This window comes from Streptomyces sp. NBC_01116 (assembly GCF_041435495.1).
In the GTDB taxonomy this organism is placed as follows: domain Bacteria; phylum Actinomycetota; class Actinomycetes; order Streptomycetales; family Streptomycetaceae; genus Streptomyces.
Genome location: NZ_CP108644.1, coordinates 49,263 through 73,730, shown reverse-complemented (window position 1 = coordinate 73,730; position 24,468 = coordinate 49,263). Strand labels below are relative to the sequence as shown.

The following is a 24,468-nucleotide window of genomic DNA, read 5'->3' as shown; positions in this document are numbered from 1 at the left end:
ATGTGCGGCCCGCAAGACGCAGGTTCTCGTCGGCACACCAACCGGGCCTGCACTCGGACTACGAGGATGTCTCACGTGGCGCTTCGGTGGTGCGGCATGAACTGTGGGAGCTGACAGCTCCGTTGTTACCGAGATTCACGTCCCGTCCGCAGGGCGGGGGTACTGCTCCGGTGGACGAGCGGGCAGTGTTCGCGGCCGTGGTGTACGTGCTGACGAGCGGGTGCGCGTGGCGGTATCTGCCGGAGTCGTTCGGTGTCTCGCCGGCCACCGCGCACCGTCGGTCCACCGCGTGGACCGAGGCCGGGCTGTGGCGCAGGCTGCACCGGGCGGTGTTGGACGAGCTTGGTGCCAGAGGTGAGCTGGGCTGGACGTCCGCGATCGTCGGTGCGGGCGAAAAGAGGGGCTCGCTGACTGGGCCGAATCCGGTCGATCGCGGCAAGAAGGGCAGCAAACTGCACGTGCTGTCCGAGGCCCAGGGCCTGCCGCTGGCCGTCGCGATATCCGGGGCGAACGTGCACGACAGCCAGGCGTTCAAGCCGTTGATTCTCGGCATTCCCGCCGTCCGCTCGCGGCGCGGACCACGTCGGAGAAGGCCGGTGAAGGTCCGGGCGGACAAGGCGTACTACTCCGCGGAGCACCTCCGCTGGCTCCGCAGCCGGAACCTCATCGCGCGGATCGCTCGTCCCGGTATCGAGTCCGGCGAGCAGCTCGGTCGGCACCGCTGGAAGATCGAGCGGTCGATCTCCTGCCTCTTCGGCTACCGCCGACTCACCGTCCGGTACGAACGAAAGAGCAGCCACTTCCTTGCCTTCCTCGGCCTCGCCGCAGCCCTGACCTGCTACAAAAGACTTGCGAAACTCGCCACGTGAGACGTCCTCTTAGACTTGGTCAAGGACGACCTGGTCATCCTCTGTGAGTCGTCGCCAGAACGTTCCTTCGGATTCATGAACAGACTTCATGGCCTGAACAGCATCCGGCGTCTCCAGGATCAGCTCCCAGTCTTCGTCGCCAGGAGACCCCTTCGCCGTCCCGTACACGCGATACATCCCGCACCTCCTGTTCCCACAAGGCTATGAGCTGCGCCAAGGACGGCACAGCCCTTTCACTGCACTTCTGATACACGCCTTAGTGGGGTAACCCCCGCAAAAAGCTGGGGGTCAGCCCCAGTGAGAACCTTGGTAACCCGCGACATGATCATTCCACTGCCCAGGCGGGCCACATGCACCAAGGAGTGATCAGGATGACCACGAATGACCAGATGATCAGCCGCCGCAGGCTGCTCACCGCCACCAGCGCACTCGCCGCTTCGGCGGTAGTTGTTCCCGCAGCATCCGCACACTCCGCGATACCACCCGCACTGTCCGCGCCTGTGGTCAGGCGGCCGAGCAGCGAGTCGGCGGCTGTCCGGAGAGCCCTGGAAGGAGCCTCCCACCCCCTTAGACCCACGGAGCCCCACGGACGTTGCCATGACCTCCAAATGTTGGGGTTGATGATTGGCGACGCCGAGGTGGTCGGTCTTGGAGAGGCCACGCACGGCTCGCACGAGTTCTTCGCCATGAAAGAACGTGTCTTCCGTTACCTTGTCGAGAAGAAGGGCTTCCTCGCCTTCGCGCTGGAAATGAGCTGGACAGCAGGCTTGCAAATCGACGAGTACCTTCAGGGCGGTCCTGGCGACGCCCGGTCCGTTGCTAGGGAGGCGTTGGCGGGATCGCCCTGGGAGCGCGAGGAGTTCGTCAGCCTTCTCACCTGGATGCGCAGACATAATGAAAGGCAGCCTGGCCGACGCGTTCACTTCATGGGCAACGACATCGGAGCACCCAGGCTGGGCGACGCCATCTTCGCGCGTGTCGTCTCGTACATTCGTGTGACCCGGCCTCGGGATTCCCCGCGACTCGAAGCTCTGTACGAAAACCTGCGCCCCATGCACAACGTCTTCGCCTACCTCGCCAAGCCCCGCGCTGAACGACTCCGCGACGCCACTGCCGCGCAGGAGGCACTCGATCTGGTCGTTGCGACCAAGGGCGCCGGTGGTGACGCATACGTGTGGGCGGAGCAGCACGCCCGGAACATCGCCCAAACCTTCGCATTCACTTCCCTCGACCTGTCCGATCCTCGCTCTGTCTCCGATGCGGAGCACCTCCGCGACGAAGCGATGGCCGCGAACATTATTTGGTGGTATCGCCGTACGGGCCACAAGATGCTGCTGTCGGCGCACAACGGGCATGTCGGCTATCTGTCCACCGATCCCGTGATGTACCCCAAGACACAGGGGGTCTACCTCCGCGAGGCCATGGGGCTGCGTTACACCGCCATCGGGTTCACCTTCAACCGCGGTTCCTTCCTCACGGCCACCACGCTCGGCAGCGCATGGAGCAAGGTCACTGTGCCCCCGGCCACCTCGGACATGCAGGAGTACCTCCTTGATCGAGTACGCCACCGCGACTACTACCTCGACCTGCGTACACTCCCCACCGCAGCCCGCGACTGGCTCTCCATCGCACGCCCTGTCTACGACGCCGGCTCATCTTTCAAGGACGACCCGCTTCCTACCTTGGCCATCAGCAAGGCCTACGACATCCTTATCCATTTGCACCAAGTTCGGGAGGCATTCCCGCTCCGATGACTGCGTTGTTCCGGTCCGCCTGCTGCGTATCCGCAGACTGACCGGCTTCGGCGTGGCCCTCGCGGACGTCCCATCGGTCGAAAGCGGTGTCGAAAAGGCACGGCAGATCCTTCGGGACCTGGACGCCGAACGCGCTGCGGACATCGAATGCCGGCAGCGGATGCGGCGGGAGCTGGCGGCCGTCATGGAGAACCGGGCCGTGGTCGACATGCCCCAGGATTTCAGGACGCTCGCCGACGACCTGACCGAAACCCAGCGGCCCCCTGCTGATGGCCTTCTCCGGCACCTTCACACCAGGGGCGATGGACGCCCTCCATCTGCCCTGGTCGGCTGAACCGATGTCGGCGCGGAAGGCAGACAAGCAGCTCGATTCCACCACCGGCTTGCCAGACCGGACAGCCCAGGCTGCACCAAAGACCAGCATCACTCAGAGTCGTGACCACCCACCCGTTCTGGAAGACCGTGGAACCGGGCCTCGTCGCCACGCGGGAGGCAGGCACGCGCCGGCCAGGTACAGGCGACGCGGCCAGACCTCCTCGATGTCCAGCACGGGCTGCTTTCGCTACCAGGGTCACGATCGCGTGGGTCACCGCGAACACCCGCTCACGTCTGTACTGCCTACCGCGCCACCGGCTACCCGTCCGGTGCTTCCAACCTGGGAGGACGGATCGATCGTGTTCGCTGCACGTCAGGCAACGGCAGACTCCGAACAGCGATTCGGACGCTCGGGCGAGCGAAGCCCGATGGTGCCTGTCGCGCGGTTCCCGGCGCGATCAGGTACTCAGGAATAGTGAACAAGGACGCGACCGACCCCTTTGTCCATGTCCGGGGTGCGAATGAGAACAACCTGCGGAACATCGATGTCGACGTTCCGCGGGACATGATGGTCGCCTTCACCGGCGTCTCCGGTTCCGGCAAGTCCTCGCTCGCATTCGGCACGCTCTACGCTGAGGCGCAGCGGCGCTACTTCGAGTCCGTAGCACCCTACGCCCGACGGCTGTTGCAACAGGTCGGTGCACCGCACGTGCAGGAAATCACCGGACTGCCACCGGCGGTGGCCCTGCAGCAGCGACGAGGGGCGCCCAGTTCACGCTCGACGGTCGGCACCATCACCACGCTGTCCAACCTGCTGCGTATGCTGTTCTCCCGCGCCGGCACCTATCCGCCCGGGGCCGCTCGGCTGGAAGCCGAGTCGTTCTCACCCAACACCGCGGCCGGCGCATGCCCGAAATGCCACGGACTGGGAGTCGTCCACGACGTCGCCGAGGACCTGCTCGTCCCGGACCCCTCACTGAGCATCCGTGACGGGGCAATCACCGCCTGGCCGGGCGGCTGGCAGGGCGCCAACCTGCGCAGCGTCGTCCATGGCCTGGGAATCAACATCGACCGACCGTGGCGCAAGCTGAGGAAGAAAGACCGGGACTGGCTGCTGTACACCGACGAGCAGCCCTCCGTGTACATCGAGCCGGAAGAGGACCGCGTCGACTACGGCTACCAGGGCAAGTTCTGGAGTGCCCGCCAGCACGTCATGCACGTCCTTGCCGACTCCAAGAGCGAGAAGATGCGCGAACGGGCGCTCCGGTTCGTCAGGAGCGTGCCGTGCCCTGAGTGTCACGGCAGCGGACTGCGGCCGGAGGCGCTCGCTGTGACCTTCACCGGACGTTCCATCGCAGAAATCAACGCGATGCCGCTCACCGCATTCGCTGCACTGCTGCGGCCCGTCACAGGGCGGTCCGAGGTCGACGCCACCACATCGACGGCCCGATCCGGCGAGACGACCGAGGCCGCGGTCCGGATCTGTAGCGATCTGGTCGCGCGGGTCGACGTACTGCTCGACCTGGGCCTCGGATATCTCAGCCTCGGGCGCCGCTCGACGACTCTGTCGCCCGGCGAGGCGCAGCGCCTGCGGATCGCCACGCAGCTGCGCTCGGGACTGTTCGGCGTCGTCTACGTCCTCGACGAACCCTCCGCGGGCCTGCACCCGGCTGACGCGGAACCGCTGCTGGACGTACTGGACCGCCTCAAGGCAGCGGGTAACTCGCTGTTCGTCGTGGAGCACGACATGGACGCCGTACGGCGGGCGGACTGGGTGGTCGACATCGGCCCCGGCGCGGGCGAGGGCGGCGGGCGCGTGCTGTACAGCGGCCCCGTCGCCGGTCTTGAGCAGGTGGAGGAATCGGCCACGAGCCAGCACCTGTTCGGGCGCATCAAACCCCTCGATCACCGGCCGCGCACACCGGACGGCTGGCTGCACCTGAGCGGCGTCTCCCGCCACAATCTGCACGACGTGTCCGTCGACGTACCGCTGGGCGTACTGACGGCGGTGACGGGCGTTTCCGGTTCCGGGAAATCGACACTGGTCACGCAGGTGCTCGCCGAGGTCGTCCGCAGCCACCTCGGCCTCGTACCCGAGGAGCCCGATGAGGCGCAGCTGGAGGTCGACGTCCAGGACGCGTCGGGGGTCGAGGCGTTCGACCGGCTGGTCCGGGTCGACCAACGGCCCATCGGCCGTACTCCCCGGTCCAATCTGGCCACGTACACGGGGATGTTCGACGCAGTGCGCAAACTGTACGCGGCGACGGATGAGGCCACGGCGCGCGGTTACTCGGCCGGCCGGTTCTCTTTCAACGTGGCCGAAGGGCGGTGCGAGACGTGCCAGGGGGAGGGATTCGTCGCGGTGGAACTGCTGTTCCTACCTGGTACCTACGCGCCGTGCCCGACCTGCCAGGGCGCCCGGTACAACGCCGAAACGCTGGAAGTCACCTACCGCGGCAAGAACATCGCGGACGTACTGGCGCTGTCCGTCGGCGACGCCGCCGAGTTCCTGTCCGCCGTCCCGGCCGCCGCCCGCAGTCTGGAGACGTTGCGCGAGGTGGGATTGGGGTACCTGCGGCTGGGGCAGCCCGCGACGGAGCTCAGCGGTGGTGAGGCGCAACGCATCAAACTGGCCACCGAACTGCAGCGAGCCCGCCGCGGTCACGCGCTCTACCTGCTCGACGAGCCGACGGCGGGACTGCACCCCTCGGACGTCGCACTGCTGCTGCGACAGTTGCACCGGCTCGTCGAGGCGGGCAACACGGTCGTCCTCGTCGAGCACGACCTGGACACGATCGTCACCGCCGACTGGGTCATCGACCTCGGGCCGGGCGGCGGCGACGCCGGCGGGCGGGTAGTCGCGACGGGCCCGCCTGCCAAGGCGGCGAAGGCCCGCCGCAGCGCCACCGCGCCCTATCTCGCGGCCAGGCTCGCGCGCCCCTGACCAGAAGAAGCCGGGACAAGAGGCCCCTGCAGCCCGTCGAGCGTTCGGCACGCTGTCAGGCCGGTGCGACACGGATTGCATGGGCCTGGCGCGGACTGGCGCCTACGAGCGGCCGCAGCGGGTGCAGGGACTGGCCGATCCCACGGCGCACACCAGAGATCATCGGCATCGGGTCCGCGCCGTCCTGCACCACTGCCGATGGACTGCAACAGCCTCGGCGCAGCGTGATGGTTCTGAAGAGCTGAGGCTGGGTCCCCGCCGGTGCGACTGGTGCCGCTGCTCTCCCTCCTACGCCCGACCGGCCAGAGCGGCTACCGTAGCTACCTTCGCCCTTCTCGACGGGCAGTGCTCGTCGACGGCCCTCGCTGACCGGTATGCGCGCGCTCGTCCTCGTCAAAGGGGCAGGGGCTCCGAGCGGCGGGCAGACGAGCAGGGTTCGGGGCATGAGCCGTTCAGGACGCGCCGCTCCGCCTGCCCCGAACAGTGCCGTGCCCGCCTGCCCCTGTTCTCGGGGTGGGCGGGCACGGGGGCGTACCGGGGGACTACTTCAGGCCGCTGCTGATGGCCGTCACCAGTTCGCCGTTTGCCGTGTCACCGTTGAACTCCCAGAAGAACGCGCCGCCCAGGCCCTGGCTTTTGGCCCACGCCATCTTGGTGCCGACGGTCGCCGGAGTGTCATAGCTCCACCAGTCCTTCCCGCAGTGGGCATACGCCGTGCCTCCGACCGTGCCGGTGGCCGGGCACGTCGTCTTGAGGACCTTGTAGTACTGGTTGCCGGGCTCGACGCCGGCCGCTGGGCCCGTCGCCGTACCACCCGGAGCCGACTGAGTTACACCCGTCCAGCCGCGGCCGTAGAAGCCGATACCCAGGAGCAGCTTGGAGGCAGGGACGCCCTTGGCCTTCAGCTTGGCGATGGCGTCGGCCGAGGTGAAGCCCTGCGCGGGGATGCCTGGGTAGGAGGTCAGCGGGGAGTGCGGGGCCGTCGGGCCCTGCGCTGCCCAGGAACCGAAGTAGTCGTACGTCATTACGTCGTACCAGTTGATGTACTGCGCGGCGCCTCCGTAGTCGGCGGCGTCGAGTTTGCCCCCGTTGGAGCCGTCTGCGGTGATGGCCGCGGTGAGGAGGTTGTTCGGGCCGAACTTGGCCCGCATGGCCTGCATCATGTTCTTGAACGCGGCCGGACCGCTGGTGTCACAGCTCAGACCGCAGGCGTTGGGGTACTCCCAGTCGAGGTCGATGCCGTCGAAGACATCGGCCCAGCGGGGGTCCTCAACCAGGTCGTAGCAGGACTGGGCGAACGCGGCCGGGTTCTGGACGGCCTGGCCGAAGCCGCCCGACCAGGTCCAGCCGCCGAAGGACCAGAGGACTTTGATGTTCGGGTACTGGGCCTTCAGCTTGCGCAGCTGGTTGAAGTGGCCCCGCAGCAGCTGGTCCGAGGCATCAGCCTTGCCGTCGACCGACTGGGCGGCGCTGTAGGACCTCTGGTAGTCCTCGTACGCGTCGCCGACGGTGCACTTGCCGTTCTGCACGTTGCCGAAGGCGTAGTTGATGTGCGTGATCTTCTCGGCAGAGCCGGAGGTCACGAGGTCCTTCACCGTGTAGGAGCCCCAGTTGGTGAAGTAGCCCAGGTTGATCTTCCCGTTGCCGCCGGGGTTCTCGCCACCCCCACCACTACCGGTCGTGCGGACCGTCGTGGCGGCCGAGGCCGGGCCGGTCTGGTCGGCAGTGTCGCGGGCCACCACGGAGTAGCTGTAGTCCGTTCCGGCGGTCAGGCCGGTATTGGTGTACGTGGTGCCGGTGACGGTTGCGACCGTGGCGCCGTCGCGCTTGACGTCGTAGTTCTTGATGCCCTTGTCGTCCGTGGCGGCCGCCCAGGAAAGCTTCACCGAGGAGTTGGTGATGTCGCTCGCGGTGGGCTTCCCCGGGGCGGAGGGGGCGTTGTCACCGGGGTTGGTGGAGCCACCGTCGCACGGGTTGCCGTTGAGCTTGCAGCCGGAGGGCGCGGCAGTGCCTGAGCCGTTGAATCCGAAGGAGACGGACGCACCGGGGGCGAGGGAGCCGTTCCAGGCGAGGTTCTTGGCGGTCCAGCGATTCGCGGAGTTGGTGACGGTGGCGTCCCAGGCGGATGTGACCTTGGTGTCCGCCGGGAAGTCCCACTCGACGGTCCAGGTGGAGAGCGTGGTGGTGCCGGTGTTTTTCACCGTCCACTTGCCTTCGAAGCCGCTGCCCCAGTCGGATGCCTTGGTGTAGACGGCGGTGGCTGAGGACGCTGCCTCTGCCGGGGTCGCCAGGCCCACCATCGCGGCCAGCGGAACGAGCAGCGCCGTGGCTCCCGCGAGGGTCTTGGACCGCCTGCCCGGGGAGGCGCTCTGGGAGGATCTGGCACGGCGCCATCGCGTTTCTGTACTCAAGGCTGCACCATGAGTGGGGGGCTCCAAGGGGTCGCAGGGGGATCCCTGGCCCGTCAGTCAACACTGCGCGGCCATGAGCACCGAGATCGCTCTCGGAACCCTCGCAGTGTTGCCGCGACCTTAAGAAGGCCTAGACCAATCGTCAAGAGGTCTGGACCAAGAGACAGTTGATGAGGGCCCGGCAGGGGACTGGATCCTGCCGGACCCCATCGTCAGCGAGGGCCGTCCAAAAGGATCCGACCCTGGGGAAGCCTGGGCTCTTCATGAGGGGCCACCCATGTCAGCCCTCCGCGCACGGTCAACGCGGGCCAGTCGTCCTCGCCACGTCGGCCATCAGGCTCAACAAGGCAGCGGCCTTGCTCCAGAGCGTCCGCGATCTCGTTGAGCCACTCCTGGAGTGGCCAGCCCGGGGAGTTGTCCGGAATGAGTTTCGGTTCACGAGGTAGTGCGCGCTGGTTTCACAGGCTGAACTTTGCGATCTCGATGGAGCTCGCGTTGTCGTTGAGCCAGACGACCTTGTGGCCGCCGAAGGCTTCCTCACGCTCCCAGATGAGGACACCACTGACAACCTGACAGCACCCCGCCCGCTGACGGGAGCTATGCGGGACCGGGGTGTTCCACGGGTGGGCTGTGTGGTCCTGAGTCAAAGGACGGGGACGCAGATCTCGCAGAGGTGTTGGGCGAGCAGGCGTGGCCGGTAGCGTTCGAGGACGGGACGGGTGGTGTCGAAGGCAAGGCCCTGGGTGGTGAGCCTTTCGAATAGACCGGCCCAGGCGTCCACGAGTCCCTCAGGGGTGTGCGCGGCGGTCAGAACCGCATGGGGGCCGCCGGCGAGGTGATTTTCCCTGACGCCTGGGTGACTCAGCTCGACATCTTCGGGCACCACGAGGCAGGTGTCGTAGCGGCAGTCACCGGGAGGAGTGCGGGCGGGGTCGTCGAGGGCGATACCCAGAACGGCGGAGTCGGGGCGCAGCAGGCCGTTCGCAGCAGCCCAGGACTTTATTTTCTCTATCTGGATTATGTTCGCCACCCCATACGGGCCAGTCCTTCTGAGATAGGCGATGCGTGATTCGGGAATTTCTTCCAGGGTGAACATCTGATTCCTTCCTGTGTGAACGGCGTGAAAAAGAAGATAGCAGGGTATAAAATATCTTTTTTTCCGCAGTTTTAGCGGCAATGGTGCTTTGTGGGATGCTGAAGTTCCGCGAGATCCCCCGCGGGGGCCGATGCTCGCCCCGCCGTGTCGGCATCATCCGACTGGGTGACGACGGCGACGCGCACGGACTGGAGGCCTGGGCCAAGGAGCAGTGACGCGTGTTCAGGACCGGGGCGCTCAAGCCGTAGTCCTTGAGCAGTCAAAGGCCGTTCGTCATAGCCTCGGATTTTCGCACAATGCGAGTCTCGGAGGGGGCTCGTCCCGGTTTCGAGTGAGAGCGGGTTCTGCGAACGAATCCAGGTCCGGCGGGGGGTCTGGCGGGCCGTTTTTGATCTTGCTCTGGGAAAGGATCGCTTGTGGCAGTCCAGACGTCACGCCGACGGCCGTGGGCTCTTACGGTGTGGTGCCTGACTGCCCACGATGAGCGACATGTCGCCTGATGCCTCCCTGTCCTCCGTCTGGCCGGTCCTGCATTACGACGACACGAAGGCGGCGCTGCGCTTCCTGGTTGACGTGCTCGGGTTCGAGCAGGTTGTCGCCGTTCTGGATGAGCACGGCGGGAGCGGGCACGCGGAGCTGCGCTGGCCTGGCGGTGGTGCGCTGGCGTTCGGCTCGACGAGGCACACGGACAGCGTGCACGGGCGGATGCGGGCGGGCACCAGCGCGGACTACGTGGTGAGCGACGAGAGTGCAACGTGCGGCGCACCGCGACCACCACGGCCCACGCCATGGTGAGCCGACTGAACGGCACCGACCGTGCTCCAGCCACCTGGGCCACCGGCACGGCCACCGCCTCCCCGCCCATGTCCTTCGACCAGGCGGCCTGCACCTGACCGAAGGAGGACTGGACTTCCAGCCCGGCGACACCGAGGGCATCCTCCTCTTCACCGACCTCCCCCCACGACAGCCGGAGCTGGAGATACGCGGCCCTGGCTCCCACTGCCGCCAGGCTCACCGAACTCGAAGTCCGGCTCACCGCAGCGCTCTGAGTGGACAGCGCACGCGGATGACTTGCGTGGCATCAGGCAACACAGAAGGGCTAGCACGGTCGACCCCGCCCTTACCCAGCATGAATGCTTCGATGGACAGATGGGCTAGAGCGTGTCTCTTTGACCGGTTGGTCGGATGGGTCCGTCCGGTTAGTGATCACTGATGCGATCTGGGTCGGATCGAGCCGCTGATGCCGGCCGATCCGGCCCGCGGTCGGCGATGGGCCGATCACCGCCGAACCTTGGAGGCCATCGCGTGGAAGTACCGCACCTGCTCGCCCTGGCGGGACCTGTGGACGAGCTCGGCTCGTTTCAGACCGCCCACAAACGGCTGGTCCGGTGGGCCGTGGGCGGCATCTGGGAACGAATCTTTGCCGCGGTCCCGGCAGCGGCGGAGGGTGCTGACGACATTGGCTGGACTGTGTCGGTGGACTCCACCGGCTGCCGGGCTCACCAGCATGCCGCCGACGCCAGGAGAAAGGGGCTTCAGGCTGGGCCGAACCCGACGACCGTGCGCTCGGACGCTCCCGAGGCGGTCTAAGCGTGAAGGTTCACCTCGCCAGCGACAGCCATGCACGCCCCCTGGCTCTCCGGGGCACCGCATGCCAGGCGGGCAACTTCCCGGCCTTCGCGATCGCCATGGCCGGCATCCGTATTTCGCGAAGCGGACCTGGAAGACCGAGGACTCGACCCGATGCAGTCCTCGCAGACCGGGCGTACTCATCCCGCGCGATCCGAAGCCACCTCCGCCGACGCTCCGAAGCCACCTCCGCCGACGCGGAATCCGCTACGACCCCACGAGCAGACTCCGGTATACCGGAGTCTGCTCGTGGGGTCGTAGCACCGTCCTGCCCCGCCCGTTCGCAACCACTCTGCCAGCCCGGCTGGGCCCGGCGGGGAGGAGCATCCGTGGACAGGCGGACGTCTCCGCCGCCCGGGGCATCAAGACCGCAGTTTCGATCCTCGCCCCGGGTCGGACAGCCGGCATCTCCATCCGCGCATGCCACTGAGGTGGTCACGCCTGGCCACGTGAACGGCTGAGGGCCTCATTGCGGAACGCTGAGCGGGTCAGTGGGTGATGGGGCGCAGGAGGTCGTGGTCGCGCTCGTAGTTCGCCAGGGCGAGGCCGAGGGCGAAGAAGGTGGGTGCCCATTCGCCCACGAAGATGCCCCACCGGTCGGCCCGCGCGGTGCCTGCCGGCTCGACTTTCATCGATCCGCACCAGGACACGACAGACAAACCGATCGAGGCGAACGCCGCGGTGTAGGCGTGCTCAGCCTTCAGGCCCTTCTCATGCAACATCTTGACGATCATGACACTCCAGTCGACGCAGGTAGACGGTCCCTCCATCCACCGTCGCTTCCGGACACCGACCCCGCATCTTGGCTCATGAGCACGACCACCCACAGGCGGGCATAAACCAGCCTGTCGCCCGTACGCGCCTCATTCGTACGACCGAGCTAACCCGCCCCGTGCGCACGGCGCGCCGATCCCTGGGACGTACCACCGTGCGAACTCTCCCAACCAGGTTCTCCGAACGGCCACTCCGTCCTGTGCGGCCCGGCTGTTTGGCCGTTCGGTAGGAGCCGTGCGGGGCTTGGAAGGAGTGGCGGTAAGGCGGCCGCCTCTACCGCCTCCAGGTGGTCCAGGCGGCCGGTTGAACGACCACCGAACGGTGCGCGACGGGATTCCGTTCCGGATCCCTACCAGTGTGGCGTGACCTGCTGGAACGTTGCGGCTCGTGGAGGACTGTCTGCGCGCGGCATTGTCGCTGATCGGCGAGATGGCACTTGGGTCCCCGATGGTACGTGGACACCCGCGCTTGGAGCGACGGGGCTGCCGCCCCCTTGGAGCGCTGAGCGGCACCTCGCCGTGGGACGGGTGCGGGCCGTGTTGCGGGGTAGCCGGACGTCAACGGCGTACACATCCGGATGCGGAGGTTCCGTCACAGCGGCCAACTTCCAGGTGATTCGGCGGATCGAGTAAGGCTAGGTGACCACATGAGCACATCAGAAGGGCGGGAACCCACAACCGGCAATGAGCCGGCAGGGGTTCTGATCTCGCGTGCCTCGCAGCAGATCTCGGAGCTGGTCCGCGAGGAAATGCAGCTGGCACGTGCGGAGATGACGCAGAAGAGCAAGCGCTACGGGAAGGGCGGCGGCCTCTTCGGAGCCGCAGGTCTTCTCGGCCTCCTGGCAGTCCAAGCCCTGGTTGTGACCTGCATTGCGGCACTCGCGCTGACACTGCCCGTGTGGGCAGCGGCCCTCATCGTGGCCGCGGTTCTGGCGGCGATAGCCGGTGTGGTCGCCCTAGCCGGCACGAAGCAGTTCGCCCAGGCGGGCACCCCAGCCCCGGAAGGGGCCATCGACAGCGTCAAGGCCGATCTGGCCGAGGTCAAGGAGAAAGCACACCGATGAACGACGAATCGCACAACACGATGGGCACACCCACCCCCGAGGAACTGCGCGAGCAGGTCGAGCGGACACGCGACGAACTCGGGCAGACCGTCGAGGCACTGGCGGCCAAGGCCGACGTCAAGGCACAGGTAAAGGAGAAGACCGCAGCGGTGAAGGAACAGGCTGCCTCCACCTCCTCGCAGATCCGTGAGAAGGCGGCGCAGGCCGCACAGCTGATAAAGGACAGGACTCCGGAGGCCGTACAGGAGAAGACAGCACAGGCCGCCGCGCAGGTGCGGGAGAGCGCGGCCCGCGCGGGGCAGTTCGCGGCGGACAGGACCCCCGACCCACTGCTGGAGAAGGCAGACCGGGCCGCGCGGGCTGCCCGTGCCAACCGCACCACGCTCATCGCGGGCGGCGCGCTGCTGATCTCCCTCCTGTTGATACGTCGCAGCCGCGGACGCAACCGATGAAGGCGTCCAAGCTCGCCTACAAGCCGGTCGGGTTCGCCCTCGGGGCGATCAGCGGCATGATCGCGGGCGCGGCGTTCAAGCAGGCGTGGAAGCTGATCGAGGGCGAGGGCGACGCACCCGACGCCCTCGACAAGGATCGTTCATGGCAGCAGATTCTTCTCGCCGCCGCCGTTCAGGGGGCGATCTTCTCCGTGGTCAAGGCCGCAGTCGAACGCTCGGGCGCCCAGGCAACCCGGTACGTCACGGGCACCTGGCCCGCGTGACCCGCCACGGTGCCGGGCCTCCTGCGGATCAAACACCGAGCGTCTGGAACGATCACGCGTGAACCGCTGCGGACGGGAAACGGACCCGGCATGGAAATCGTGACTGTGCTGCGCGACGGCGATCGGCGACTGACCCGGTGGATGGCTGCCTGGGACTCCGACTGGGCCCGCCGGTGGCTGTCGCGGGTCGAGGAGGCAGTCGAGCACACGAAGCTATGGTGGGCAGCCGGCTCCGCTGGCAGCTCACCGCCACCGACCGCGAACTCGAAGCGCTCAAGGTCTACGCCGACGGACCTTGCGGAAACACCATCGTCCGTTACACACCGGCTGCCTGACCGAGTCGCGCGCCGGAGCGCCCGGCCCGCCTGATGTTTGTCCGGTGGGCCGGGCCCTCCCGCCAGCCCGCACCGGCCCCTGCGCGGTGAGCGTGGCTCCGTCGACCTTGACTGAGTGAACGGCCCCCGCAGCCGTGACGGGGCCCCTGCCCGACTGGTTGTGATGATCATGAACCGAATGATCATCTCTACCGCCGTCCTGGCCACCGTGCTCGTCCCGGTGGCCGCCGCACCGGCGCGACGTCAACGCCCACCGCCGTGCGCGCCTCGTCGAGACCCGCGTCCGTGACTGCGCGGGCAGCGGCTCCGGGTGTCGTCCGGGTGTTGTGGTCCACCACCGGCACAAGCGCGGGTCATCGGCCCGTGGGGTGGGCTGGGTGTGCGTGTCCCGTGAGGGTGTCCGGCCCGGCACGGCCCGCTGGCTGGTCAAGAAGCCCGGTGGCACGTGGAAGACCGGCGGGAAGTTGAAGAGCACGGCCCGGGTGGGCAGCCACGTGGAGACGTCCTGGGGCCGGGGCGGTCACACGGGCCCGAAGTACCCGCGCAACACCAAGCTCTGTGTCGAGTTCCGAGGTTTGTCGACGAAGGCGTTCGTGACGCTGAAGTGAGCCCGGCCGACCGGCCCTTCAGGGGGGAGGCGGGGCGCGGACGACGAGTCGTTCTTGGCACCTGCCAGGTGGTGGAGACGCTGGGTGGGTCGGGCTGTCACGGCACGCTGACCACGGCGCGGGTCCGTTGAGTTGGTGTGCGTGTGGTAGAGGGGTGCGGGCCCTTGGGGTGTTCGGCGTGGCCCGGTGGGGGGCGATTGTGACCGGGAGCACTCGCGTGAGGGGCTGTGTCTCGGGGCAGGTGCTGGGTGGCTGGATCAAGAAGACCGGATCTTGCGGGAGGCTGGGTCGGGATGAGTATGGGTATGGACTGGCAGTGCTTTGCACAGCGGATTGCGGCGATGGCGCACGACTTGCTGGAGCAGGACTCGGTTGCCGGGACGCTGGGGCGGATCGCCCAGTCTGCGACGGAGTTGGTCGAGGGGTGCGACGCCGCCGGGATCCTGATCCTGCGTGACGGTCAGGTGCAGACGCTGGCGGCGACCGGGCCGATGGCCGAGGAGAGCCACCGGTTGCAGGAGCGCATGCGGGAGGGTCCGTGTTTCGATGCGGCGCGACGCCGGGACGGGGAGCGGGTTTTCCGGATCGGTGACATGACCGCCTTTCAGCAGCGGTGGCCCGCCTTCGCCCCGCGGGCTGCCGAACTCGGGATCGGGAGCATGATGGGCTTCCTGCTGTTCGCCGACGAGGAGAACCTCGGTGCCCTGAACTTGTACTCGCGGCTCCCGGGTTGTTTCACCGAGACCAGCGAGACCGCGGGCTGGGTTCTCGCCTCGCACGCCGCCGTCGCGTTGTCCAGCGCCCGCCATCAGGCTCAGCTGACCGAGGCCGTCGCGACCCGGCACGTGATCGGCGAGGCCATGGGCATTCTCATGGCCCGTCACCGTATCCCCGAGAACGAAGCGTTCAACGCGCTGCGCCGCCACTCGCAGGACTCCAACATGAAGCTCCGCGAAGTCGCCCGCCAGGTCACCGAACGCGGGTCCCTTGCCCGCTCGGAGTAGTCGGCGGGCAAGGGGCCCCGGCGCGTAGCCGGTCTGGGGGAGCCTCGGCCGGACCGGCCCTCTGGGGAGCGCCGCCGTATCCGGCCTTGACCACCGGGTTTCCCGCAAATCGTGGATGACACATCCACCACCGCGTCGTGTCCGAGGTGACCGGGCCCCGCGCATCGGCCCCGACCGTCACCGGCTGCCACCTCACCGCCTGACTCCCCGGAACGAGTGTCAGAAGGCCTTCGCCAAACCCCGCACCGTGACAGTGCGGGGCCGGGCGCGGTTGGAGAGTCATGACGCTCTCGCATCTGCCCGTCCCCGCCGGGCCTCCCGACGACGTGCCGTATGAGCCGTGGGAGGGGCAGACCGCAGTGATTGCCGCGGCCGGACCCACGCCGCCGCGCGGCGGCGTGGGTCCGCTTGCTGCTGGCCCCGCCGGTTCCGGTCCCGGTCGGTGCCTGGCTCGCCGGGGAGCTGCCCGCCGCGATCGAGACGGCGATGGGCGGTCTGGACCCGCAGAAGCGCGACCACATGACCCCGGACGGCCGGGTCATCGACGCCACCGGCGGCGCCGACGCCGGAACGGTCAACACCCTGACCGCTGTCTCCGTGGTGGTGGCGGAGGCTGGCTGACTCGCCCCGGATCAGCAGGCGCGCCTCCTGGCCGTCACCTCCGCCGTGACCGGAGCCGTACGGCTGATCGCACCGGGACCCGGGCACCGCGATCCTGCACGGCCTTCTCACCACGCCGCACGCCGGACGGCGTCGCCTGGACACCCGCCGGGGCCGGTGAGCCCGAAGTGGCACCTAAATTCGAACACGGGTTCTCATCGATGGATGAACCGCTTCCGCTTTCCCGACGACCTGATCCGCGCCCAGCAGGAGTGGCGCGACACCTACCGTGCCCTCGCCGTGCCCCCGCCGCACCCTGCTGCGCCGCCGCCTGCTCCATCTGTCGGTCCGGATCGAGGCGCATCCGTTCCGGTCGACTCTGGCGGGGACGCCTGCGGCGCGGGTGGAGCTGAGGCGGCGGGCCGGGGGAGAGTGGCGGTCGGAGGGCGCTGCGTGATCCGGCCGGTTCGGCGGCCGTGGGCTGGATAGGGTCGGGGGCAGATCGTGCTGTATGGGTGTCGGGTCAGGGCGGGTTTTCGGAGTACGGCCCGAACCGACGGTATTCGGTGGCGGCCCTCCTCGTCGGCACCCGGCCCGGTCGGCTGACCCTCCCTCGCGTCACAGTGCCGCAGGCCCCGGGCAATCCGCACCGCCGGGACCTGCGGCGTCGCTCTTCCTGGGCAGATGCTTCGGGTCAGCCCGTTGACGCGCCACACGAAGCAGTCCGGCTTAGCCGTGGCATACGGACAAACCCTCCAGTCCCGTGCGTGTTCGCGTTGTGCACTTCCCATGACCCGTTGGGGTTACTTCCTGGCTTTCCGTCCTGCCACCACCATGTCCTCTGCGAGTGGTCCTTGTAGCCGAGGACGACGACAAAGAGGCCATCTGGACGTGGCTGAGGCTTCCAGTCGGCCTCGGCAGGCAGAGACGGGTCGGGGCTGGGCACATCGGTCTCATGGTTTTCGGTGTACTTCCAGTCGCCAGGGTCGAAGATCATTTTGGAGCAGGGCGGGAGATCGAACGGTCTCAGGCTGTAGTCGACGCGCAGGTCCACCTTCTCCTCGATGTCGGAGGCGTAGAATGGGTCCCCGTCCCGGCCCTGGACCGTCGCCTGGATGACCATCTCGATGGACAGCACCGGATCAGGGGTCGGGTTCGCCAGGTGCAGTCGGATACCGCCGTCCGGTGCGTACTCGACCCACGTCCCCACCCGCGACGCCTGATCAAGTCGCTTGCTCTCGGCATCCTCGCGGGACTGCTCCAGCTGGTTACGCGAGACCATGGCGCCGTAGTAGGTCGCCACGCCGGTGAACATGAGCGTGCCGATACCGGCCACGACCCCCATCGCAGTGGCGAGCCGAACCCAATCAACGCGATGCCATAAGGAGCCACGTGTCGCAGGCTCCTGACGTCGCACCCTGCGGCGTATGATATGCGGTGCTGCCCGCTGTCGCGCCAGTCGCACCTTCCAACGGCGTTCGCCGCTCGTGCTGTTCACGTGTGTTCCTCTCAGGCGCAGACGAGGACGTACCCCCTATAAGAAAAGACTGCGTTTCGTGCCCCACGGTTGCCGTTGCGGATGTGCGCCATCCTCACCTGCGCCGCCCGCCCGGACGGTCCGCGTGTGTCCTGTGCCATTCAAGCTTGATCGCGTGCCATCGAAGTTTGGGTCGACTTCTGGTGGCGGGTCTCGGGCGTGGTTCAGGCCGCGCCACCGCCGTGCTCGGCCCGGCTGCGTGGGTGTGGTCTAGGTGGTGGCTTGAGGCTGCTTCGGAGTGAGGTAGTGGACCGTGGTGGCTCCGGCGTGCGGGACGAGCAGGCCGTGCAGTTCGTCTGCGGCGGCTTCGAGGAGGTGGCCGTCGCGGGTGGCGTTCAGGGTTTCGAGGACGAAGGCGACGTGGGTGGAGTCTTCGGTGACGCGGGTGCGGTGGGCGTCGCGGTGGTTCCAGTGCCGGGTGAGGACGTCGGTGGTGTCGGTGTAGATGATCTCGCCGGGCTTGGGGTTCTCGGTCGTGTCGGGTTCGCCGAGCGGGGTGAAGGATTCGGTGCCGTCGGCGTAGCGGATCTCGACGTCGCCGGTGATGTGGTCGAGGTCGAAAGCGCCGGCGGGCAGGCCGTGGCGGACGGAGACGGTGTTGTAGGAGTCGACGGCGGGGTTGATGCGGGGCAGGTTGCCCTTCTTCGCCAGGCGGCGGCCAAGGGCGTCGACGCTGGGGCGGATGCGGCGGGGGTTGGTGCCGAAGGAGCGGTATGCGGTGTGCCACGCCTCGATGCGTGGGTCGGTTTCGTCGGCGGGGGCCCAGGTGCCGTCGGCGAGATCCTGCTCCAGGTCTTCCAAGGCGGTGGAGGTGTGGGGCCAGGGCTCGTGGCCGTTGAGGCCGGTGGCGGTGACGACGGCGATCAGGGTGTCGGGGAAGGCGTCGGCGACTGCGGGGCTGATGCGGAAAGTGGTCATGGTGTGCGGCTCCGTTCCGGGAGGGCGGGCAAGGGGGCGGGGGTCAGGACTTCCAGGTGCCGGCGCGGTCGAGGCGGCGGAGCTGCTGGGCGGCGGTGGGTGCGTCCGGGGTGGTGCCCCGTTCTGTGAGCCGACGGGCGGTGCCGGTGCGCTGCTCGACGGTTCTGTGGTCGTACGTGAACTTCGCCCGGACGTCGGCGACGTCGAGGGGCAGGCCGCGGATGCCGGGCAGCATCCGGCCGTAGGGCGGCTGGGCGGGATCGATTGGGGGCGTGGTCGCCATCGGGCTGGAAGTGGGCCATCTGCCGGCGCAGCAGCTCCGCCTTGGCCGCCGGGTCGTCGACGATGCTGGCCTGGCAGGTGACTGGACGGCGGCGTAGTAGCTGGTGGGGACGCCGTCGGTGTGTTCGGCGCCGGGCTTGGCGCGCCAGGGTCCCGGAATGAAGGCGTAGTCGCCGGTGATGGTGAAGGTGACGTTCGGGTCGGTCTCGATCGCCTTCCACACGGGGTTGGGGCGGGCGAGGTGCACGAGCAGGGCCGTGCCGTCGACGGTGGAGTGGGTGGGCACGACAGCCGGTGCGTGTCCGGGCGGGCCGTTGACGCTGAGGATGCCGAAGTCGTGTCCCTCGGCGATCCAGGTCTGCCATTTGGCGTCGTCGAGGGCTGCGCCCCAGGGCTGGATGAACATGCCGGGCTCCTTCCGTGGGGGTGGTGGTTCAGGTGAGGGCGAGGAGGCTGACGGCGACGGCTGCGGCGCCCAGACCCACGAGTTGGCCGCGGTGGATGCGTTCGGAAAGGACGTTCCGGGCGAGCAGGACGGTCCCGGCGGGGTACAGGGCGGTGATCACGGCGACGACGGCCAGGTCACCGCTGCGGGCGGCGAGCAGGAACAGCATGTTGGCCACCGAGTCCAGGACACCGGCTGCGGCCGAGATCCCGTAGGCGGGCTTCTCGGCGCCCAGGCGCCGGAACATCACCTCGGCGGCGGTCAGGGTGACGGCGGAGGACACGGCACGTCCGATGATCAGCGGTCCCACCCCGCTGTCGGAGGGAGCCTGGTGCAGGAAGACCAGTTGCAGCGCGATGGCGGCCCCGGCACCGAAGGCCAGCAGCAGCGCGGTACGTGAGGGGCGGGCCGCCTTCGCGCCGTGCCCGGCGCTGACCAGCACCACGGCCGCCAGCGCCAGCGGCAGGCCGAGAAGCCCGGCCAGGCCCAGGTGCTCTCCCTGCGCCAGCCCGACGCCGACCGGCAGCATCGCCGAGATCAGCGCGGTGACTTGGGGACAGCACGCACATCGGGCCGATCGCCAGGGTCCTGTAGAGCAGGGCGAACGCGGCGGCCGACGCCACGCCGGGCGCGGCGCCCCAGGCGATGGTGGCCGGGGCGAAGGAGGCACCGAGCACGGGCCACAGCAGCAGCTCGACGGTCAGCGAAGCCGGGGCCGCGATCATCACCGTGCGCAGGACATGGGCTTTGCGGGCACCCAGACCGCCGAGAAAATCGGCGCATCCATAGGCCAGAGAACTGCCCGGGGCCAGCAGCAGAGCGAACACAGGTAGTACATCCCTTACTATCAATGGAACGACTACACCGTACAACGTACCGACCGCAGGTCGTCAACCGAACGACCGCACGGACCAATGCAGTGACCGACCTTGTTGGAGGGGTGATAACGATGGTCGAGACCGAGGATGCGCTGCGGACGCTCGCGCGCAACGTCCGCGCGGCCCGCAATCGTGCAGGATTGTCCCTGGACGAATTCGGCCGCCGGGCGAAGGTCAGCAAGGGAGCTCTGGTGGCCCTGGAAAAAGCGCAGGGCAACCCGAACTTCGCCACCCTGGTCCGTCTCGCCGACACCCTTGGCGTCTCGGTATCCGCGCTGATGGAGGCACCGGCCGAGGGTCGGTTCCGGGTCGTGTCCGCCGACACCGTCATGCCCTTGTGGGCCGGGGAGAAGGGCGGCGAGGCGCGGCTGATGCTGACGACCTCGGGGCCGGCTCCGGTCGAAGTCTGGCGCTGGAAACTGGAGCCCGGCGAGAAGTACCCCAGCCACCCCCACCAGGCCGGCGTCGTGGAAACCGTCAGCGTCACCGCCGGACGGATGGTCCTCGTCGCCGACGGCACCGAGCATCCCGTCGAGGCCGGACAGACCGCCACGTTCGACGGCGATGTCCCCCACACCTACCGCGGCGCGGGCACCGGGACATGCCACCTGATCATGACCGTTCACCTCCCACCCGCCCAAGGGCTGCCCACGTGAGTCGCGACTCCGCCGCGGGCCAGGCTGGTCGGCACCGCTCGCGCTTCACTGGCACGACGCGAACTTCGCTGACACAGGACACCGTCCGCAGAGGGAGGGGCCCGAAGTGACACCGAAATCGAACTAGCAGTGGCGCGGCGTAGTCGGCCCTGCGGCGGCGTGCCGGTATCGGGCCGGCTCACCGGTCGGTCGGACCGCTGCCGGAACCGGTGGCCGTGCTGCAGGGGATGGCCGCCGTGCCGGTTTCCGGGGGTGCCGAGGGGCGAGGCGATGGGTCATCAGGGTGATGGACGCTCGCTCAGCGGCGGTTGCAGCGGCAGGTCACCACCCAGACTCCGCTGCATCTGAACTGCGGAGCGGGTGCCGTCCGCGCTCGGAAGCAGGGCGACGCCAAGCAACCTGGTCGTAGACGAATCTCTTGTCGTGACGACGTGCACAGATGCATGGCCCAACTCCGCGGCCGCTTTTTCGGTGCTGCGCTTGCCAGCGCTGACCTCGTCTGAGTGATTCGTCCCCGCAGCCCGTAACGGGGGGGGTGCCCCTATGGGTTTGGTCAAGCTGATCGGGCGGGCTGGGGTTCGTAGAAGGTGCCGTCGCGGAGCATGGCGAAGAGGACGTCGGCTCGTCGTCTTGCGAGGCAGAGGAGGGCTTGGGTGTGGTGTTTGCCCTGGGCGATCTTCATGTCGTAGTAGGCCCGGGATGCGGGGTTGCCGAGGGCTGCGAACGCGGAGAGGAAGAAGGCCCGTTTGAGCTGCTTGTTCCCTCTTCGGGATGGCTGTTCGCCGCGGATCGAGGAGCCCGAGTTGCGGGTCGCCGGGGCGAGTCCTGTGTGGGCGGCGAGGTGGGCGGCGGAGGGGAAGCTGCTGCCGTCGCCGACCTCGATGAGGATCCTGGCTCCGGTCCTGATGCCGATCCCGGGCATCGAGATCAGGACCTGGGAAAGAGGGCAGTTCTTCGATCCGCCCGGCCAGGAGTTTGCGCTGGTCGAGGACAGCCTGGAGCGAGGAGGCCAGGCGTGTTGCGGAAGGACAGAGGGGTCTTCTCGGTGGCTGAGGTCGGGTGGAGGCCTTTGGGAATGAGCAGGTTGGGCCAGCCCAGCTCGTTCAGGATCCAGTCGGAGAAGACGGCAGCTGCGATGTCGTCGCCGTTGATGCCGATCTTGCCCATTCGCCCATGAGTGAAGTACCTCGTGAGTGTGAACGGCCGACCATCGACCCGCAGGTCCGTACTGACTTCGACGTGCTCACTGGCGACGGCGGCCTTGAGAGCATCAGCTGGGCTTCCCCGGTCTCCCAGGCAGTAATCGATCACCTTGAGGGTCGTGGTCTTCGAGCTGTTCCGGACACCGGTGAGGACGTTGAGTTTGCCCGATTCGAAGGCGTACTCGTCCAGCTCGCCGCCGTGACGGACCAAGGACACCTTCTCGATCCGCAGGCCGCGCTCGGATGTACGGGGCTCACTCATGGTCGGATCTCCTGGTGGAGCGTCGCGTTGCCGACCTCGTCCGGGAACAGGTCGTAGATGAGTTCTTTCAGATCGGAACCCGACATCGTCGCCAGGTTGTCCTGCATGGCTTCACAGAGGCGCACTAGCTTGACTCTGTCGGGGATCTTGGAATTCCTCGGTGCAGCAGCATGATCAACGGGCATGCTCGGGTAGTTCCGCCGACCGATGCAACTGTCGAGGTGCCCGTTGTCCCTTCGCCCCCGTTCCGGTGAGCAAGTCCCTTCTCTGACCGCGCAGATCGCGCGGGCGAGCAATCCGGGCGGTACGACGGCGATATGGGTACGCGACCGCCTCGATGGGCTGTGGAGCGACGAAGACTTCGCCGACTGGTACCCACGGGATGGGCGGCCGGGGCTCTCGCCCGCTCAACTGGCCACCGTCTGTGTGCTGCAGTTCCTGCTCGGCCTGTCGGACCGGCAGGCCGCCGAGGCAGTCCGCTGTCGCATCGACTTCAAGTACGCCATGGCGATGGAACTGGAGGATCCCGGGTTCCATCACAGCGTGCTGGCCGACTTCCGCGACCGTCTCGCCGAAGGCGACCGCGCTGACCGCCTCCTCGACCTCGTGCTGGCCCGTCTCAAGGAGGCCTTGCGAGCCTCCAGGGCAACAGCGTCGGCGGTCAGGGCGCCGGCCCGCAGGGCGGTGGCCAGTCCCGCGACGACATGCTCGTGGGCGAGGTGGCGGTTCAGCAGCAGGACCTCGATCAGTGCCCGGGTGCCGTCCCGCTCGCCGTGGACCTTGCGGGCCTGGGCCCACCAGGCGTCATGGACCGGAGTGAACTTGCCCGCCGACCGGGCCTGTTCCAGGGCCGTCGCACCGGGAAAAGCGCCAGGCTTGCGAATCAGAGCTTCGAGATAGTGGTCCAGGTCCAGGCACAGCCCGCCCTTCGCGATCAGCCTCTCGTGCCGGGCCACCTTGACGTTCCTGTCGTAAACCACCAGGTGAGAGGCGTGCAGGACAACGCGCACCCGCTTGCCGATGAAACGGGTCGGGACCGAGTAGCGGTTGGTTCGGACGTTGATCTGGCTGTAGCGGTCGACCCTTGGCGTGAACAGCCGGCCCGTCTCGAAGGGCTCCTGGGGCAGCGGCATCAGCAGCGGCTGCTCGACGGCGAAGTACTCATCCACGGTCCGCGGCCGCGAGCCGATCCGGCGGTGCCCGTCGCGCTGGTCCCACTGATCGACCATCTCGTTGAGCTCGGCGAGTCTACCCGGCGATGTGCAAGCTCTCCCCGCGCCAGTTCGACGTGGTCGTGCTCAAGGCCATCGGCAAGTACGACACCAACCACATCGCCTGGTACATGGGCCTCACCCCCAGCACAGTCACCCATCACTGGCGCAAGGCCCAGGAACGCCTGGCCCCCATCTACCGCCGCGCCACACGCCCGATCCACCGGAGGGACGCCACGTGAACACCACACCCTGGGAGCAGCTCCTCGCGGACGCCGGCCGGCGCGAGCCCCGCCGGCCCTTCGACGTCGGCGCCGGGCTCCGGCGCCTGGCCCACGACGACGGCCGCACCCCGGCCGCCGCACGGGCCGCCACGGGCCCCAACGCCCGCCGCCGTCTGGGCGCCTGGGCGCAGTGCGTCGTCAACCACCCCGGGGCGACCGCCCACGTGGAGCGGCTGACCGCGCTGCTCGGCCACAGCGACGAGAAGGAGGGCGTCACCGAGTTCGACGGCTGGACCGGCGGCGTCGACATCGACGGCGTGCAGGCCTTCGCGTGCACGCTCTACCTCGCCCGTCACCCCGAGAGCGCCAGGTTCTGGTGGAGGTTCGCCGCCGGCGCCGGACACAACGGCGCCGCGTACTGCCTCTACCTGGACCACCTCAGCCTCGGCGAAGAGCGCGAAGCCCGGTTCTGGAAGGAGCAGGTCACCGCCACCCTGGTCCGCTCCAGCCCGCGCCACACCGATCCGGACCCGGAGGAGATCGTGGAGGCCCTGGACACCTGGACCTCGTACTCCGTCCGCAACCCCACCAGCCGGTCCATCACCACGACCGGGCGCCTGGAAGCCGATGTCGAACGCGTGGTCGACCGGTTCACCGACGGCCTGGTCTGCCGCCCCGACGCCCGGATCGCCGACCACATCCACACGCTGGCCGGCCGCCCCTGAAACCGGAGACC

21 protein-coding genes and 5 pseudogenes are annotated in these 24,468 nt (G+C 68.0%); 17 read left to right on the top strand and 9 right to left on the bottom strand.

Going from position 1 to position 24,468, the window contains the following annotated elements; genetic code table 11:
- Positions 1 to 86 precede the first annotated feature (86 nt).
- The 4 genes from OG245_RS00325 (at position 87) to uvrA (ending at position 5,882) form a co-directional block, all read left to right on the top strand.
- A complete protein-coding gene (locus OG245_RS00325) occupies positions 87 to 869 on the top strand; it encodes an IS5 family transposase (RefSeq protein ID WP_371621515.1) in 783 nt (260 codons plus the stop codon).
- Positions 870 to 1,489: 620 nt separating this feature from the next.
- Positions 1,490 to 2,623: an erythromycin esterase family protein gene (locus OG245_RS00320; RefSeq protein ID WP_371621514.1), complete on the top strand. Its 1,134-nt coding sequence runs from the start codon at positions 1,490 to 1,492 to the stop codon at positions 2,621 to 2,623.
- Positions 2,624 to 2,675: 52 nt separating this feature from the next.
- Positions 2,676 to 2,957 (top strand): hypothetical protein, encoded by a 282-nt coding sequence (locus tag OG245_RS00315; RefSeq protein ID WP_371621513.1) that lies wholly within the window; start codon positions 2,676 to 2,678, stop codon positions 2,955 to 2,957.
- A gap of 456 nt (positions 2,958 to 3,413) precedes the next feature.
- On the top strand, positions 3,414 to 5,882 hold the full coding sequence (gene uvrA / locus OG245_RS00310) for an excinuclease ABC subunit UvrA (RefSeq protein ID WP_371621512.1): 2,469 nt from the start codon (positions 3,414 to 3,416) through the stop codon (positions 5,880 to 5,882).
- A 542-nt stretch (positions 5,883 to 6,424) separates the two neighbouring features.
- Here uvrA and OG245_RS00305 read toward each other — a convergent pair.
- Both OG245_RS00305 and OG245_RS00300 read right to left on the bottom strand, forming a co-directional pair.
- The gene (locus OG245_RS00305; RefSeq protein ID WP_371621511.1) at positions 6,425 to 8,293 is read right to left on the bottom strand and encodes a glycosyl hydrolase family 18 protein; all 1,869 of its coding nucleotides are present in this window, start codon (positions 8,291 to 8,293) and stop codon (positions 6,425 to 6,427) included.
- A 643-nt stretch (positions 8,294 to 8,936) separates the two neighbouring features.
- Positions 8,937 to 9,389 carry a GyrI-like domain-containing protein gene (locus OG245_RS00300; protein ID WP_371621510.1) on the bottom strand — a complete coding sequence of 151 codons (453 nt, stop codon included), beginning with the start codon at positions 9,387 to 9,389 and terminating at the stop codon, positions 8,937 to 8,939.
- 480 nt (positions 9,390 to 9,869) lie between these two features.
- On the opposite strand from OG245_RS00300, the gene OG245_RS00295 reads away from it, so the two are divergent.
- Both OG245_RS00295 and OG245_RS00290 read left to right on the top strand, forming a co-directional pair.
- The gene (locus tag OG245_RS00295; protein WP_371621509.1) at positions 9,870 to 10,184 is read left to right on the top strand and encodes a hypothetical protein; all 315 of its coding nucleotides are present in this window, start codon (positions 9,870 to 9,872) and stop codon (positions 10,182 to 10,184) included.
- Between the two features lie 338 nt (positions 10,185 to 10,522).
- Positions 10,523 to 11,194: pseudogene (locus OG245_RS00290) on the top strand (IS5 family transposase); the annotation flags it as partial.
- A 312-nt stretch (positions 11,195 to 11,506) separates the two neighbouring features.
- Here the strand turns inward: OG245_RS00290 and OG245_RS00285 are convergent.
- Positions 11,507 to 11,752, bottom strand: a complete 246-nt coding sequence (locus OG245_RS00285; RefSeq protein ID WP_371621508.1) for a hypothetical protein — start codon at positions 11,750 to 11,752, stop codon at positions 11,507 to 11,509.
- Between the two features lie 686 nt (positions 11,753 to 12,438).
- Here OG245_RS00285 and OG245_RS00280 point away from each other — a divergent pair.
- The 7 genes and pseudogenes from OG245_RS00280 (at position 12,439) to OG245_RS00250 (ending at position 16,138) form a co-directional block, all read left to right on the top strand.
- Positions 12,439 to 12,855: a phage holin family protein gene (locus tag OG245_RS00280; RefSeq protein ID WP_371621507.1), complete on the top strand. Its 417-nt coding sequence runs from the start codon at positions 12,439 to 12,441 to the stop codon at positions 12,853 to 12,855.
- Entirely contained in the window at positions 12,852 to 13,307 is a 456-nt protein-coding gene (locus OG245_RS00275) for a DUF3618 domain-containing protein (protein WP_371621506.1), read from the top strand. The genes OG245_RS00280 and OG245_RS00275 overlap by 4 nt, the downstream gene beginning before the upstream one ends.
- Entirely contained in the window at positions 13,304 to 13,570 is a 267-nt protein-coding gene (locus tag OG245_RS00270) for a DUF4235 domain-containing protein (protein WP_371621505.1), read from the top strand. The genes OG245_RS00275 and OG245_RS00270 overlap by 4 nt, the downstream gene beginning before the upstream one ends.
- 218 nt (positions 13,571 to 13,788) lie before the next feature.
- Positions 13,789 to 13,905: pseudogene (locus tag OG245_RS00265) on the top strand (HNH endonuclease); the annotation flags it as partial.
- A 383-nt stretch (positions 13,906 to 14,288) separates the two neighbouring features.
- Positions 14,289 to 14,513, top strand: coding sequence for a hypothetical protein (locus OG245_RS00260; protein WP_371621504.1), 225 nt, complete (start codon positions 14,289 to 14,291; stop codon positions 14,511 to 14,513).
- A 305-nt stretch (positions 14,514 to 14,818) separates the two neighbouring features.
- Positions 14,819 to 15,517 (top strand): GAF and ANTAR domain-containing protein, encoded by a 699-nt coding sequence (locus OG245_RS00255; RefSeq protein WP_371621503.1) that lies wholly within the window; start codon positions 14,819 to 14,821, stop codon positions 15,515 to 15,517.
- 408 nt (positions 15,518 to 15,925) lie between these two features.
- Positions 15,926 to 16,138, top strand: a complete 213-nt coding sequence (locus tag OG245_RS00250; protein WP_371621502.1) for a hypothetical protein — start codon at positions 15,926 to 15,928, stop codon at positions 16,136 to 16,138.
- 673 nt (positions 16,139 to 16,811) lie between these two features.
- On the opposite strand, the gene OG245_RS00245 is transcribed toward OG245_RS00250, so the two are convergent.
- From OG245_RS00245 to OG245_RS00230, 4 genes and pseudogenes are all read right to left on the bottom strand, one after another.
- Complete coding sequence (locus OG245_RS00245) at positions 16,812 to 17,453, bottom strand: hypothetical protein (protein ID WP_371621501.1); 642 nt, start codon at positions 17,451 to 17,453, stop codon at positions 16,812 to 16,814.
- 411 nt (positions 17,454 to 17,864) lie between these two features.
- Positions 17,865 to 18,572, bottom strand: coding sequence for a B3/4 domain-containing protein (locus OG245_RS00240; protein WP_371621500.1), 708 nt, complete (start codon positions 18,570 to 18,572; stop codon positions 17,865 to 17,867).
- Between the two features lie 43 nt (positions 18,573 to 18,615).
- Positions 18,616 to 19,260, bottom strand: a complete 645-nt coding sequence (locus OG245_RS00235) for an FMN-binding negative transcriptional regulator (RefSeq protein WP_371621499.1) — start codon at positions 19,258 to 19,260, stop codon at positions 18,616 to 18,618.
- 28 nt (positions 19,261 to 19,288) lie between these two features.
- Positions 19,289 to 20,126 (bottom strand): annotated as a pseudogene (locus OG245_RS00230) (EamA family transporter).
- Between the two features lie 122 nt (positions 20,127 to 20,248).
- On the opposite strand from OG245_RS00230, the gene OG245_RS00225 reads away from it, so the two are divergent.
- The gene (locus OG245_RS00225) at positions 20,249 to 20,833 is read left to right on the top strand and encodes a helix-turn-helix domain-containing protein (RefSeq protein WP_371621498.1); all 585 of its coding nucleotides are present in this window, start codon (positions 20,249 to 20,251) and stop codon (positions 20,831 to 20,833) included.
- Between the two features lie 553 nt (positions 20,834 to 21,386).
- Here the strand turns inward: OG245_RS00225 and OG245_RS00220 are convergent.
- Positions 21,387 to 21,849: pseudogene (locus tag OG245_RS00220) on the bottom strand (transposase); the annotation flags it as partial.
- A 655-nt stretch (positions 21,850 to 22,504) separates the two neighbouring features.
- On the opposite strand from OG245_RS00220, the pseudogene OG245_RS00215 reads away from it, so the two are divergent.
- A pseudogene (locus OG245_RS00215) lies at positions 22,505 to 22,840 on the top strand (transposase); the annotation flags it as partial.
- On the opposite strand, the gene OG245_RS00210 reads toward OG245_RS00215, so the two are convergent.
- Positions 22,834 to 23,430 carry a hypothetical protein gene (locus OG245_RS00210; RefSeq protein WP_371627763.1) on the bottom strand — a complete coding sequence of 199 codons (597 nt, stop codon included), beginning with the start codon at positions 23,428 to 23,430 and terminating at the stop codon, positions 22,834 to 22,836. The pseudogene OG245_RS00215 and the gene OG245_RS00210 sit on opposite strands and share 7 nt — an antisense overlap.
- A 125-nt stretch (positions 23,431 to 23,555) precedes the next feature.
- Between OG245_RS00210 and OG245_RS00205 the strand changes: the two genes are divergently transcribed.
- Complete coding sequence (locus tag OG245_RS00205) at positions 23,556 to 23,750, top strand: hypothetical protein (protein ID WP_371621497.1); 195 nt, start codon at positions 23,556 to 23,558, stop codon at positions 23,748 to 23,750.
- Positions 23,747 to 24,457: a hypothetical protein gene (locus OG245_RS00200; protein ID WP_371621496.1), complete on the top strand. Its 711-nt coding sequence runs from the start codon at positions 23,747 to 23,749 to the stop codon at positions 24,455 to 24,457. The genes OG245_RS00205 and OG245_RS00200 overlap by 4 nt, the downstream gene beginning before the upstream one ends.
- Positions 24,458 to 24,468 lie beyond the last annotated feature (11 nt).

Excerpts from the sequence above, each read along its gene's own strand:
- OG245_RS00320 (WP_371621514.1), top strand. The coding sequence starts at position 1,490 with ATGATTGGCGACGCCGAGGTGGTCGGTCTTGGAGAGGCCACGCACGGC.
- OG245_RS00300 (WP_371621510.1), bottom strand. The coding sequence starts at position 9,389 with ATGTTCACCCTGGAAGAAATTCCCGAATCACGCATCGCCTATCTCAGA.
- OG245_RS00295 (WP_371621509.1), top strand. The coding sequence starts at position 9,870 with ATGAGCGACATGTCGCCTGATGCCTCCCTGTCCTCCGTCTGGCCGGTC.
- OG245_RS00285 (WP_371621508.1), bottom strand. The coding sequence starts at position 11,752 with ATGATCGTCAAGATGTTGCATGAGAAGGGCCTGAAGGCTGAGCACGCC.
- OG245_RS00280 (WP_371621507.1), top strand. The coding sequence starts at position 12,439 with ATGAGCACATCAGAAGGGCGGGAACCCACAACCGGCAATGAGCCGGCA.
- OG245_RS00275 (WP_371621506.1), top strand. The coding sequence starts at position 12,852 with ATGAACGACGAATCGCACAACACGATGGGCACACCCACCCCCGAGGAA.
- OG245_RS00270 (WP_371621505.1), top strand. The coding sequence starts at position 13,304 with ATGAAGGCGTCCAAGCTCGCCTACAAGCCGGTCGGGTTCGCCCTCGGG.
- OG245_RS00255 (WP_371621503.1), top strand. The coding sequence starts at position 14,819 with ATGGACTGGCAGTGCTTTGCACAGCGGATTGCGGCGATGGCGCACGAC.
- OG245_RS00240 (WP_371621500.1), bottom strand. The coding sequence starts at position 18,572 with ATGACCACTTTCCGCATCAGCCCCGCAGTCGCCGACGCCTTCCCCGAC.
- OG245_RS00235 (WP_371621499.1), bottom strand. The coding sequence starts at position 19,260 with ATGTTCATCCAGCCCTGGGGCGCAGCCCTCGACGACGCCAAATGGCAG.
- OG245_RS00225 (WP_371621498.1), top strand. The coding sequence starts at position 20,249 with ATGGTCGAGACCGAGGATGCGCTGCGGACGCTCGCGCGCAACGTCCGC.
- OG245_RS00210 (WP_371627763.1), bottom strand. The coding sequence starts at position 23,430 with ATGCCGCTGCCCCAGGAGCCCTTCGAGACGGGCCGGCTGTTCACGCCA.
- OG245_RS00205 (WP_371621497.1), top strand. The coding sequence starts at position 23,556 with ATGTGCAAGCTCTCCCCGCGCCAGTTCGACGTGGTCGTGCTCAAGGCC.